The following is a 13,255-nucleotide window of genomic DNA, read 5'->3' as shown; positions in this document are numbered from 1 at the left end:
GTTTTGGCGGCGCTGAAATTCTTACACAGTTTCCAATCAATTAGGGTCTCCAGCGAGTGGAGACCCCCCGTTGGTGCCGTCGAACAGGTTGCGGATACGCGCATGGGTTTCCAATCAATTAGGGTCTCCAGCGAGTGGAGACTCAAATCGACCCCCGCCCTGCAAGCCTCCAATCTCAAATCGAGTTTCCAATCAATTAGGGTCTCCAGCGAGTGGAGACATTTAACAAAAGGAGAAAATCATGACTATCACAATTAGTTTCGAATCAATTAGGGTCTCCAGCGAGTGGAGACCGAGATTGAATTTGATCATTGTTTTTCGAGTCCTTAAAGTTTCCAATCAATTAGGGTCTCCAGCGAGTGGAGACCCCTCCATTTTAAGGGCAGTGGGGGCCAAGGTTCCAGGGGGCAAGATCGACGGGTCGCGAAAAAAGAGCGATCGCTCGCCCCAAAAGTCCGAAAAAAACGGCTGAAACCCTTGCCCCATCAGACATCGAACCCTTTAACGAAAAAATCAACCATTCAGCCATTTTCAGAACCCGTCGCTAAACAATCGTCGAACCCGGCAACGTCGCCACCGGAACCCCACCCCACACCTCCACCTGACCCAACGTATGCCCCGACACCACATAAAACCGAATCGAATCCTCCTCCAGATTAACCCGCCGCCTCAGCCGCCCCTTCAACTCCGCGAACAGAGGAGACGGCAACACACATTCAAACACCGACCACTGCACCCGCCGCCCATAGCCCTCCAACAACGCCGCCACCCGCCGCCGCCGCCGATTTGAGGGGATGTCATAGGTCACCACATAGAGCAACATCAGCGGATGCGATAGGGACTGTACCCCTGGCTGGGATGGTAGACAAACTGCTTAAACTGCCGGACTTGGCGCGAGAGTAAATCCCAACGGGGTTCGCCATCACTGAGCCGCTCCTCCATACGCTGGAGCAGCGATCGCAAAAACGTCCGTCGCCCCGTTGCCCCCAAAAAACAGCCCCCATCACGATAGTCAAAATCCTCAGATGTGACCATGCGACCGTTCACCACCTGCAACACCAACGAATCCACAATCGGGGCGCGGAACTCCTCGATCAGGTCGCTGGCGAGGGCGGCATGGCGATCGCTACCAGAGTGCAGACAACCCGCATAGGGATCAAGCCCTTGGAGTTCGATCAGGGTGAGGAGGTGATTCCATACCACCATATAGCCGAAACTGAGGAGGGCATTCACCGGGTTCCGGGGCGGACGGCGCGATCGCGCCAGAAACGCAAACTCCGAGCCTTGAAGACATTGCCCAAACGCCGCAAAATACGACCCCGCCGCTGCCCCCTCGTAGCCCATAATCTGCGCCGCCGAAGTCGCCGTACTCACCTGATCCGCCAGATAGGCCAGGGTTTGAATCGCCAAGTCTAAATCCAGCGATCGCCGCCGCTGCTGTCGAAGGAGGAGAGTGCGACAGTTGGCGAGTTTGGCCTGAGCGATCGCCCGCGCCACCTGGAGCCGCTCCGATTCCGTCAAGGCCTGTTGTTGGCGAGCCAAAGCCCGATAGCCCCGCTGGAGGGCCAGAGTGCGGCCATAGCAATAGCCCAACCGCGAAAGATAGACGATGGGAATATCTCGCGACAGACAGGCGCGGATGGCTTGGGTCGTCACTTGGGACTGGCCAAAAATCAACACCTGCTCCAGAAGGGGGAGCGGCACAGTGGTGATCACGGCTCCTTGGGTGGCGACGATCAGGGTTTCTTGGGTGAGCGTCACCGTGCAACCCTGCTGAGAAACGTAGAGCGATCGCATCTAATTGGACGGGGGGCGCGATCGGTCTACCGAGTCGAGGGCCGAGGGAGCCGAAAATCGCCCCGACGGACTACGAGCCGGGCCCAGCCAACGCACCACCCCATCGGCGGCAATCCCCACCACCAGCGTCGATGCGGTGATGAGGGCGGTATTCGTGATCACCGCTGCTAACCCCAGCGGCGCGATTAACAACAAAGTGAGGGTAATGGCTCCATTCACCCCCGCGACAACACAATTACGGACAACGGCCCCACGCATAGATAACCACATTATTAGCGATCGTGAAAAACTGCTCCTTGACCATAACGAGACTCTCGCGATCGAAACTATCAAATGCTGCTATTTTTGAAATCCCTTAAAGCCTTGCAAAATTAAGGATAAAGCCAAATAATTAAATAGAATTTTTTAAAGCAGACCGTAACGTTTCGCCAAATCATGGGCCAGTTGACGATGCCGCTCCACCAATAACTCCGGCGCTAATACCTGGGCGTGGCTGGCATAACGTTGCACCCAAATGCCAAACTCATCCAACGAGCGAGGCGGTAACGACACCTCATAATCCAAATGTTGCCGCCGCGCATCCCATCGCATCACCTGCCGGGGATGGCGTGTTTCCCCCTCCGCAATGAACGCCGCCACCGGCGGAAAAAATCGCACCCTTGCCCGCTCCAGATCCAAGGTCCCCGCCAGTTCCGCCCGCTGCTCGTCCCGGTTTCCCAACTTCAGCCCCCACCCATTAGCCAACAACTGATAGACCCCTTCGAGGCTTTGGGCTTGGGCGGCAATGCCTCGACTGTTGAACGTGAGCGCCTGGCAATAGTTGCCGAGGCGATCCATGCGGGTGATCCTTAAACAGCCATCCTCACAGGTTTCATAGACCAAATACCAAGCGATATCGTAGTAGAGCAGTTGTAGCGGCCAGATGGCGATCATCCCCACTTGATTGCCTTGGTAGCGATCCACTCGTTGGGAAATTTCGATCGCTTGACCGTGAGCGATCGCTTCCTCCAGTCCAGCAATCTGATGAAACAGCGTCTCACGCATCGCCCCTCGTGCCATCATTTCAGCGGGGTCTGTCCAATGGATCGCCCGGTTAAAAATTTGGCGCACCGGATAGGACAGGGGCAGATCCCGCGCAAACTGAAACCCCCGCAGGCGTTGGGCAAGGGTGTGATACATCTGGCGGATCGTCGGGTCGCCTTGGTTTTGGGCTTGGGAGTGGAGAGCATCCAGCGCCGCTTTCAACTCCGGTTTACGCATCACCCCCGTACCGAGGTAATAGCCCCAGCGATACATCCGCCGCTCCAAAATCCCCCACTCGCGCAGATAGCCCAAGTCCTTATTCAAGGTGGCCACAGATGGATAGTGTTCCGGCCAGGTGTAGCCTTGTTCGGTGGCCACTTGACGGAGGCGATCGCGCAGGGGCGCGATCGCAGTGTGACGGGTGCGATTCGCGTTAGCGTGCCCATCGTGTGACGGTTCCGGTTGACCCACACCGGGATAGTCCAACAATGTCCGGATCAAAAGAAGCAGCCGCGTGAAGGCTTTCGATTTAGCGTAGGGATGGGGCAAGTTAGGGAGCTAGAGCTTTTTCCAGATGGTGATGAATGACGGGTAACAGTGCGCCATTCTGAAATGTACCAAAGTTCTGCTCTGCCAGTAAATTCAAACACCGCAACAGCCGCGCCTCCCACTCTTCCCCATTCCCCACCGACCACGCCTGACACAAGACTTTTTCAGAAATCCCCCCTAAATAATGGGACAGTTGATTACGGCGATCATCCGCATTCAACCACCCCCGAAAATCAGGATCATCAAACACCTCCGGCGCAGCACATTCTAAAATTTTCAGATTCATCCAGCGGGCTAAGTTTTGCCATGGGTTTGTGCCACTTTTAAAGTGTTCTTTCAGATCTGGAAATTGTCGAGCGATCGAAATATTAACCTGATCATAAGCAAACTCATCCTTACCGTCTTTAATATGCTCAGAACAATGCTGCTTCACCCATTCAAATAGCAGCCCTTCCACCGCTCGAAAACTATGCAGCATGGCTTCAGTGCTGTTTCCCTGTTTGAGGCGCACCACGGCGGTACAACCCTGCTCATAAGCTTGCCACCAATAGGTTTTTGTTTGATTTTTCTGGGATTTATCGAGCTTGAATTCAGCTTGTTCGTAAAAAGCTTGAAACTGACCCTGATTCCAGGTTTTGCACGCTTTGAGGAGTGCGATCGCTGTCTCGTCAATGGTTAAATCACACTGCGCTACCAAATCCAGCGCCCCACTGTAGTTATATTCCGCCACCAATTGCCGCAACTTCTGCCGATCAAACTCCTGCCGCAACACCGTCACATCGGTTTCAAATACCCGCTCTTGTCCAGGCCGTAACTTCTTCGGATTTCGCACTTGCCACACTCGCCCCTGAGTCGCATAGCCTGCCGCTTGCAACATACTGAGGGCAGATTTCATCGCGGGTGTGCCAGAAGAGGCATTAAATTCGATGCGTTGGCGCAGCCTCTCCTTCGGAGAATCGCCCTCCGTGAACTGTGTTTTGACAATTTTCAATCCCCGCCGCGCTTCTTGGGCTGCGGCCAGTAAATCCGTGGGGTCTTCCGACAGTGCTGCACTGGTGGGAATCAGTTCCACTTCAAACTGTTTTAACTCGGCTTCTGTGGCAATCCAATCGCGGGTGTCTTCGGCTCCCTTTTGGGTTTCTGTGGTGTACAGTAACACCACTTTTTTGATCTCAATCTGTCGCGCTACTAATTCCCGCAGTAAGGTCATAATCGACCCTTCCGCATCTGTTGGCCCAGAGATCGGATCTTGATTCCCCACAAACGATAATAAGATACTAGCCATGATTTTAAGGTTTAGTTACTTTTTTTATCGAAAGGAAAAATTTTTATGAATTTTTCAGAATTTACTTTCAGTTGTTTTAGATAACGAAGACGAACATTACCACCTTTTACTTTGACTGCACCAAACACAGTAACCACTTGATAATCCTTAAAATTCGCAATCCATACAGGTGAAGGTTCTGATGTTTGACCTGTATAGCCACAGAGTTGTTGATTATATTTTTTTACTGATTTTTGAGGATTATGGGTTTCAGAATGAAGCTCATCTAAAGCATAGGGTTTGTTTGTCTTTGACTCTCCACTGACTAGAACAATATAACAATCTCGATCCACAGCATTGAGCCATTGTTTTTCGGAGACATCGGGCATTGATTGTAAATTTCTAGAATCAATGATAGTGCTACTTAGTGTCCCAAGGCAGGCGTACAATTCACGCAATGCTTTTTTAAAATTCTGTTCAAATTTTTCAATTGTCTTAGGAGATTTACTGAACTCATCATTGGTATTCATCTCAAATGATGTGAATGTTGAACCGCGATATCGTGGATTACTTGTTCTTTCATGTTTTGGTCGTCGTGCGCCTTGGCCAACCCCGCCCAAATTAAACATGAGCCAAGTTAAATGTTTAGCCAGACTTTCAACAACTGCTCGTTTTGTTTCAGGAATAGCTGTAGACAAAGACAGCTTTAAAATACCCTCTTGTTTACCACATTTATTTTGATTGGATTGAGTTTGATCAGACTTCTTATTAGACCTGAAGGCTTTTTGAACATCTTCCTTATTGACAATGTTAACTTGTAAATAACCATGTTTTGCTTTAGGTTGAATGCCGCCAAAAATTTCAGCCTCTAGAGTTTGTACATCGTTGGTTGGTAAGACTCCTAGCGCAAAGGTTCGGAACCAATACCGCAACATGGATTTAAATGCGATTGGACGAACTTCTGCATTCGCTTTTCCACGCATTTCTAAATTTCCCTTATTATTGATTTTCCACCCTGTAAAAGCTTGATAACCGTGGATGAGTTGACCCTCAATACTGAAATCAACGGATAAAAATGGTGGTTTTTTGGGTTTCTGATTGGGTTTAAGCAGTTGACCATAACCCGAATTTACTTGGGAACCAATGCCAGAGGATAACCCATCGATTAGCCAGTTTTTAACCTTTTCTAGTTTTTCAGAGTCGCACCCAATACTACTAGGGCGAAACCCGATTAAAAAAGTAGGTTTTTCGAGGGATAAAAACGTGTTGGGATTGGGTTCATACTTTAGTTGATCGCCGTCCCATTTCCAAATTGCGTTGGCCATATCCATCGCTAACCCCCCCGCTTTGCTCGGCAGCGGATAGGCATCAAGGAACGTCACCGCCCCCATAGAATTTTCGCGATTCTTGGGGTCGTCATTGGGGTTCAAATGGCCAAAATAGGGAGCAACGGCGCGATCGGCTTTCGCCCAAAGATCTTTGGCTCGGAGGTAATCACGCTCATTCTCTTCTTTCGTTGCTGTTTTCACCCGCTCCCACTCCGAAACCTTCGCCAACTTTTCCCGAATCGCCTGATTCCGCGCCACCCCCCGCAACGTCGCCGAAGGAATATAGGGCATTCCCAAGGCATCAAAGGCCGGTAACAGCATACTTTCCGGGCCACGATGTCCCCCCACCCGAATCCGCCACGGACAAGAGACCTCAAAGGTGTTACCGCTGCCCGCGATTAATTGGGTGCGATCGCACAGTTTTTTCAACCGTTTGTGATAGTCTGCCTTATTTGTGGCTTCGTGCAAGATTTGAGTTTTCGTTTCGTTTTTGTAGCGATCGCCATGATCGAGGCTATCTAAAGCCCGCATCCAGCGTAAATACTCCACAAAGCTCGCGGCTGGATCGGGATTAGGTAGGTTATTTGGATTTAACCAGGGTGATGGTTCAGGCATAATAATATGGAAGAATTTACAGTGTTTTCTGGATTTTTGTGTTTAGCCTTATTGAGAGCCGCTAATATCGGAATAAACCGCATTCGCCCAAAATCCAAACTCATTTGCTAACTCAATTGCTAATCCAGTTAATCCCAAGTATTCATTGGCACTTAAGTTAATTAGAGTTTGAATTGGATTTTCATCAACTAAATCTGTATGACTAGAAATGATGTTTAGTTTTTCAAAAAAAGCAACTACAACTTCTTTTCTGCCCTCTTGATTTAATGCTTTTTCTTCCGCTTTTAATCGGATCAGTCCCCAGGTTGAAATATAGGTATAAAGCTCCTGAGCTTGATTTTTTTGGTCTTTCCGGCGAGAATCATTATTACTTTGTTGAGTGCTTAACTGATTCAGGGCTTCAAAGGCATGTTTGTTGAGGGTGCGCGGGTCGAATGTAGGCATGATTTCTCCAGATTAGTCAAGATTATGTGAAGTTTTGGACGAAGCCGCGGCCTAGACTTTCTTGGCCGCCAATTTGTAAAACAGATTCATTGCTGAACACTTCTTTGAGCTTTGCTTCAGAGTCTTGGCCGGTCTTGTTAGATTGCGACGTTAAACCCCAAGAAAAATACATTAAGGTGTCGGGGGGGATTGCCTCTTCATAGCGAAATGCACCAGCTTCTACACTTTTATGGGCATCAAGTTTAATTTTGACTTGTCGCCAGAGACCCATTTGAATGATTGTGGCGCAGTGTTGATCTTCTAAAACTAAGACCCGATCAATCTCTTGGTTGTCTGCACCGGGAACTACATCTTCCCAGTTGTCCCATTTTGTTAATTCTTCACGTTTAAAGATGGCATCTTTGAGATAAATCTGAGCAGCGCGATCGCTGAAACTACAAAAATAAGGCTGAACATCAATTTTTTTGCCTGCCAAGCGGGCGTAGCGTTTCAGCAATAGCGGACAACTAATCCACACCACGCCATGACTCAAGGACGGAATCGGTAGCCACAAAATTGAACCGTCACCAATCCAGATATCACCTTGGGTGAGACCTTCCCCGCTAGAGGGTTTGCCGTTTTCTAATTCGTTGCCAAAGAGTTGTTCGCGCTGGGTTTTGTCGGTTTGGCTGGAACGGAGTTTGCCGCGAATGGTGCTCGATGGAATGTAGGGGAAATTGGTGTGGGATTCGCGGGCGATGCCGAGGAGGTTGCCCTCTTGGGTGGTGCCGCCGGTATGGAGCGGCGCAAGGAGATAGAGATGTTGGAGATTAATCTGCATGGATGGTTTAGGTAAAGGTGCGTCAATCAATTGGGTGCTCCGTTAAGAGCGGTGGGGGAGCCAAAGCAGTTCGGTGTAGCCGAGTTTGCGCCGTCGGTGGGCGAGGTTGGGGCTGGGGGTGTTTTGGTGGAGGGGGGCGGGATGGTTGAGGTAGTATTGCGTGCCAGCGGGGGCGGCGAAGACTTGGGGGGCGGGGATGCTGTTGCCGGGGTTTTTGTGATGATCGCGGATTCGGCCACTAATCGGGGTGGGTTGACCCGTGGCGACGCTGACGAGGGGCCCGGACTCATGGGTGAGTTTCCACTCCCAGGGCCAAGCGCGACAGGTGGCGCGGATTTTGCCGTTGGGCTGTTTTTGGGGATATTCAAAAACGCCGGGGGTGGCGAGATAGGCGATCGCTCTTCCCTGCTCCCGTGCCAAGGTGGTGAAATTTTCCGCCGATTGGGTTTGGATTGCCTGCCACGGATCATCCAGGGCGGGACAGCGTTGCAAGAGGGCGCGATGGCCTTCGCCGCCGAGACGCAGGGTTAGGGGGGTGGGGAGTTGCTGGTTGAGGGCGATCGCTAAACTCCAGCCCGATCGTAATCGCACGGCTTTTTCAATGAAGTAGCCATCGGCGGTTTCCACTTGGCGGCTCCCGGCTTGGATTTTGTTGTGGGGGCGGATTTCCACGTCCCACGGTTGTTCGGGTTCACCGGGAAGACACTTGAAATCGTCCGGGGTGAGGGGGTGGGTGTTGAGGTAGTGCAGGAGGGTGGAATAGGGGAGATAGCGGCGATATTGGCGGTTGGTTTTGGCGCGATCGCCATTGTCATCGGAGGGGCGATCGCCGGAAAACACCAACGGGCTAGGCTGCTGAGGATTGTAGATCGAATAGCGGAGGGGATGCCCACGCTCCTGCCAGGGCAACGGAACGAGGGGCGATCCCTCGGTAAAACCGAGGGGGCTGGGGAAATAAAGAGTTTCGGCATCGCGACAGAGAAACGGCCCGGTGATTTGCATGGATGCAGAAGCGGCTACAGGATCAAGGGCGGCCAAAATTGCGCCTAAAATCGTGTAGCCGTGGGGCGGAAAGACCCCTTGGGCCCAAGCCCGTTCGCCGGGGCTGAAGGGTTTCGCATCCCGAAACAGCAGGACATCAAAGGGGGTGATCGTATACCAGTGGAGTGTTTGGGTCATCGGTTTCAGGCTGAAAAAGGGGGCAAGGCAGTCAATCACAGAGGCAAGGGGCTTAAGCCCCTGGTTAGCTGTAGCGGATCGCTCGGTTGCGCTGCATGAAGGCGGCGAGTTTGCACCCGGCTCGGAGTTGTCGATTGATACCGGGGGAAGTGTTGGTGCGCCAGGTTGAATCGATCCAGGTTTGGAAGGCGGTGATCAAGGCTTTCTGATCCTCAGGATCGAGGGCTTTCAACTGTTCACGCCGATCGCAGAATCCCTGCACCCAAGGCGCGATCGCACCCTCGATCGGGATCGGGTGTTGTTCTAGGGTTTGGGCGGCTTGTTCAAAGAGCGACGGATCTAGATCGAATGTCAGCAGAGCTTGCCACTGCTTGAAGGTGTCAAACGTGCTCGTGGTGGTGAGGCTGTTGCCGTTGCTGTAGAGAACGCGGGTTTGAATCGCATCTTTGGGCATGATGTCGCCTTTCTCGTTGGTGTAGCAATGCTCTTTTGCGCCTTCCTCGGCCGCCCAGAGGTTTTCGAGGGCGATCGCCAACGGTACCGACTGATGGGCGATCACCACCCCAAAACTAATCGTCGCCTTGCCGCCCAAGGTAAACAGGGGTCGCTGGGAGATGCCCAGCGGACAGTCTTGTTTAGCATCCCAACGCCAATAATCCCCAGAGTTATCAAACTCCTCACCGGGATCAGCATCACCGCGAAAACATTGCCGCACATCCCACAGCCAATCATCCCACTCCCATAAGTTTGTATAGGCCAGCACATCATCGCCGCCGCCGTAAATTAAGCGGCCCGCGTAGCGCGTTTCCGTCAGGTAGGGCAGGAGTTGGTTAGAAAAATCCAGCAGAGCGCGGGACAGGGCCGCATGGGTCGCAGGGCCCATCCGTTTGTTTTCTTGGCTGAATTGGTCAAAGGGTTCACGGAGTCGATCCGGTAGATTGTCGAGTTTGTCGCTTAGAGCGTCGGGAAAATAGTCTTTGTAGGGTTCCATTTTGCTACCCTTCAGCCAACTGCTCATGTTGTCGCCATCGCCCGCGGCCAGAACATACCAATCCGTGGGGTTTTGGCCGGCGGGGAAGGTGGTTTGGATGGCGGTGCGGAGTTTTTGGAGTTCTGCGGTTTTCTGCTCCGGATCGCTGCTTTCAAAGTCTTCAATCAACCAGCCCGCATTGATTAGACGCGGATGGGGGAGATTGGGGTGATTTTGATGCACCCAGGGAATGCCCCAGGTGTAATCCCCTTTTGAGGTTTGAGTCCAAGGGAAATCACGCTGAATCTGATCGCAGGCTCGCTGATACGCAGCCATGCAATCTGTAGAATTCTGCTCTAACTGAGTTTTCAGCCAGCCCACCACTCCGGCATTGAGGTCTGGGTAGTAAAATTCATCTTTTTGAATTTTGCCGGGTAAGAGGTCTTTTTTGAGGATGCGACTCAGGCCGCGCTTGACGACTTCCGTAGCATTGAGGGCTTCGATGCCGTCGAAGAGGCCGAAACCCTGCGATCGCACCCAATCTCGTTGGGTCTCCCCCTCTGTCACCCAATCCTCGCCGCCATGCACCACCGGCCCGATCCCCGAAATCGTCGATCGCGGCCCGAAGGCCGTGGGTACTGTCCAATTTCGCGCATTTTTCACCGCTGCCAATTGGGCCCGCAGTTGGTCGAACATATAGCCCCACCACGATCCCACATTCAGGTTAGAAAGTTGGGGGGATGAATCCTGATCGTCCGAGTTTTGGTGCTTAGCATCCTCTGAGAGAGTGGAATAGATCGCAGCTAAAAACTGCACTTCGTGAGTGGTCAGAAGAGCGTCCTTGGGTTGCGCGATCGCATTTTGAAAATCTCGCCAAGTTTCATAGGCAGTGGAGTCGGTTTCTGAGTCTTGGGGTGGGGCTTGGTGAAGTTCGGCTTCCGGATGACCGATGGGCGTGGCAATCCAGTAGGTTTGCCATTGGGATTTTAGCCAACCGTGCCAGGTGGTGGGGTTGAGGTCTTTGATCCAACGGTCGTTGTTGCCCTGGAGATCCTGGAGAACGCGATCGCCCACCCGTTGCCACTCCTGTTTCAATGCACTGTCGGCCTGTTGCATCGCCGATCGCACCGGGTTTTTGCCCTCTGGTGTGCCATTGTCCGGCAGAATGCAGGTGATCACATTGGGAAACCCAGCGGTGAGGAGGGCGCGATCGCTCGGTTCGGCAATCCACTTGCTAAACTCCGGGTATTTTTCCAACAACCACCCATCAATCAAGGGCTGCTCATACAGGCAGGGATAGACAAAAATATCCGGCCCATATTTCCACGCCAACTCCCAACAGACCCGCGCCGACAGATAATGCAGCACCCACGACCCCGCCCAAAAATCCCGCATTTTCCGACTCGCCTTAATCAACTCCTGCACGGGCGAAAAGGTGAACGCCACCAAATGCGGGTAGGACTGGGGATAGGCCGCATCGGCTTGACGCTGCACGCCTTTTTCTTGGGGGGGATACTGTGCCGGGTCGCGGTGATATCCGGCCAAGGCTCCAGCGATCGCGCTGGTGGTGCTGGTGTGGCTCCAGAGGGAGGCATCGGGAAGCCGCGTTTCTGCCGGGAGCAGGGGCAGCATCGTTTCTGGATGCTCATCACTCAACGCTTTCGACAGGGCGACGGGATAGCACCGCCACAGCCACCAATAGACTTGGCGCGGATCGTCCCAATCTTTCACCGTCTCTAAAACCAATTCTTCTCTTTCCTGAAGCCACTGGGCGCGATCGCCCCTGATTACGGGGTCGTGCCATTGACTGAGTTTGAGCCGTTGGGATGCGCCGGAGAGGAGGTGACGGATTTCCAGGCCGTCTGCGTCGTAGTCGATCGCTGTTTCACTGGGGAGACGGCCGAGGGTGGCGCGATCGCTTGCCGAGGCGATCACATCACACAGTCCCACATGATCCAGCCATTGCCGTGATTGATGGGTGGTGACGGTTCCGTGATCTTTCGGGGAATGCCAGCCGTCCATACAGGCGAGCCGTTGCCACTGGCCTTCACCACCGCGTCCGGTGTTGTTGTGGAGTCCTTTCAGGGCAGGATCATGGAGTAGCCCCCAGATTTTGGCTTGCCAATAGGATGTGTAGTAGTGCGGCATGGTGGTTTAGGCGGAAGGATTGGGCAGCGTGACAGATTGCGGCCTCTGAGGAGTTATCAGGGCGCGATCGCTCTTTTATGCAGGATTTAATAAATGTTGAGCTTTAGCGTTTTTTCTCAAGATTGCGGGATGAATCTTGACGGGGGGGCGGCGCAGCGGGGGGCATCTGTCGTTTTTGTTTGGCAACGAGGGTTTGAGCAAAGGCGCGGACGTTGGCCATTTCGGATTCTTTAAAGAAGAGAATCAAGGTTTGGCGACCGGAATAGACAATCAACCAGCGTTGTTTAATCAGGAAAAACGCAACGATGAATATAACCCCAAACAACATCACAGATTCCCACACTGTCGCGACCAAGAGGATGCCCAGACCTGTCCAAAGGAGCGACCAAATCCGCCCGTCTGTGACTTCGACGGACTCAATCCGCTCGCATTTAATCAATATCTCTTTGGTTTCGAGTCCCCAGGCGAGTTTTGTCTGAGCGCGGAGGTGGTCATCAATGACCCGTAGCGAAATCTGCCCCCCTACCGGCGAAACGAATGCTCCTGCGATTTTGCCGGGTTGGCCGCTGATTTCTTGGACGGTACGCTGTGCCATTTGCTCTCTACATTGAGTTGCCTTTCCCAGAATACGGAAACGATCGCGCCTTAATCCACAAAATCATTCTATTTCTTAAGTTTTGGGGGGTTGCTGGCTGGGGCGGCAATTGGGGCGGTTTTGGGATGGGTTCAAAAATAGAGGATTGATTTTGGGGAGGTGCGATCGCTGTTTCGGGCGGGATGGTAGGGTGATGGGGTTGAGGATGTGGAGTTTGCGACGGGAACTTCATCCTTTAAAACTGTCTCCACTCGCTAGAATATTGACGTGAATGGAGTGGGAGCATCTTGCTCCCTTCTTAATTTATTCCTAGCTAGAATATTGACGTGAATGGAGTGGGAGCATCTTGCTCCCTTCTTAATTTATTCCTAGCTAGAATATTGACGTGAATGGAGTGGGAGCATCCTGCTCCCTTCTTAATTTATTCCTAGCTAGAATATTGACGTGAATGGAGTGGGAGCATCCTGCTCCCTTCTTAATTTATTCCCAGCTAGAATATTGACGTGAATGGAGTGGGAGCATC

11 protein-coding genes and 1 CRISPR repeat array are annotated in these 13,255 nt (G+C 52.3%); all 11 genes read right to left on the bottom strand.

Features of this window, described 5'->3' with window-relative positions:
- Positions 1-28: 28 nt before the first annotated feature.
- Positions 29-367: direct repeats of the CRISPR family, unit length 36 nt; unit sequence GTTTCCAATCAATTAGGGTCTCCAGCGAGTGGAGAC.
- A 177-nt stretch (positions 368-544) separates the two neighbouring features.
- Positions 545-823: a CRISPR-associated endonuclease Cas2 gene (gene cas2, locus SPI6313_RS00055; RefSeq protein WP_072619165.1), complete on the bottom strand. Its 279-nt coding sequence runs from the start codon at positions 821-823 to the stop codon at positions 545-547.
- Positions 823-1,797, bottom strand: coding sequence for a CRISPR-associated endonuclease Cas1 (cas1, locus tag SPI6313_RS00050; RefSeq protein ID WP_072619164.1), 975 nt, complete (start codon positions 1,795-1,797; stop codon positions 823-825). The genes cas2 and cas1 overlap by 1 nt, the downstream gene beginning before the upstream one ends.
- The gene (gene csx18 / locus SPI6313_RS00045) at positions 1,798-2,055 is read right to left on the bottom strand and encodes a CRISPR-associated protein Csx18 (RefSeq protein WP_217650439.1); all 258 of its coding nucleotides are present in this window, start codon (positions 2,053-2,055) and stop codon (positions 1,798-1,800) included. It lies immediately after the preceding gene.
- A gap of 147 nt (positions 2,056-2,202) precedes the next feature.
- Positions 2,203-3,369: a helix-turn-helix transcriptional regulator gene (locus SPI6313_RS00040; protein ID WP_072619162.1), complete on the bottom strand. Its 1,167-nt coding sequence runs from the start codon at positions 3,367-3,369 to the stop codon at positions 2,203-2,205.
- Between the two features lies 1 nt (position 3,370).
- Positions 3,371-4,654 (bottom strand): hypothetical protein, encoded by a 1,284-nt coding sequence (locus SPI6313_RS00035; RefSeq protein WP_072619161.1) that lies wholly within the window; start codon positions 4,652-4,654, stop codon positions 3,371-3,373.
- Between the two features lie 11 nt (positions 4,655-4,665).
- A complete protein-coding gene (locus SPI6313_RS00030; protein WP_072619160.1) occupies positions 4,666-6,576 on the bottom strand; it encodes an RAMP superfamily CRISPR-associated protein in 1,911 nt (636 codons plus the stop codon).
- A gap of 48 nt (positions 6,577-6,624) precedes the next feature.
- Positions 6,625-7,020: a hypothetical protein gene (locus SPI6313_RS00025; RefSeq protein WP_072619159.1), complete on the bottom strand. Its 396-nt coding sequence runs from the start codon at positions 7,018-7,020 to the stop codon at positions 6,625-6,627.
- Between the two features lie 22 nt (positions 7,021-7,042).
- Positions 7,043-7,840 (bottom strand): type III-B CRISPR module RAMP protein Cmr4, encoded by a 798-nt coding sequence (cmr4, locus tag SPI6313_RS00020; protein ID WP_072619158.1) that lies wholly within the window; start codon positions 7,838-7,840, stop codon positions 7,043-7,045.
- A 42-nt stretch (positions 7,841-7,882) separates the two neighbouring features.
- Complete coding sequence (locus SPI6313_RS00015; protein ID WP_072619157.1) at positions 7,883-9,019, bottom strand: type III-B CRISPR module-associated Cmr3 family protein; 1,137 nt, start codon at positions 9,017-9,019, stop codon at positions 7,883-7,885.
- A 64-nt stretch (positions 9,020-9,083) separates the two neighbouring features.
- Complete coding sequence (gene cas10 / locus SPI6313_RS00010) at positions 9,084-12,137, bottom strand: type III-B CRISPR-associated protein Cas10/Cmr2 (RefSeq protein WP_072619156.1); 3,054 nt, start codon at positions 12,135-12,137, stop codon at positions 9,084-9,086.
- A 103-nt stretch (positions 12,138-12,240) separates the two neighbouring features.
- Positions 12,241-12,732, bottom strand: coding sequence for a hypothetical protein (locus SPI6313_RS00005; protein WP_072619155.1), 492 nt, complete (start codon positions 12,730-12,732; stop codon positions 12,241-12,243).
- Between the last annotated feature and the right edge of the window lie 523 nt (positions 12,733-13,255).

The sequence above is a fragment of the Spirulina major PCC 6313 genome (assembly GCF_001890765.1).
Lineage (GTDB): Bacteria > Cyanobacteriota > Cyanobacteriia > Cyanobacteriales > Spirulinaceae > Spirulina > Spirulina major.
Note: the sequence above shows the minus strand (reverse complement) of the source record. Positions and strands in the feature narration are given on the sequence as shown.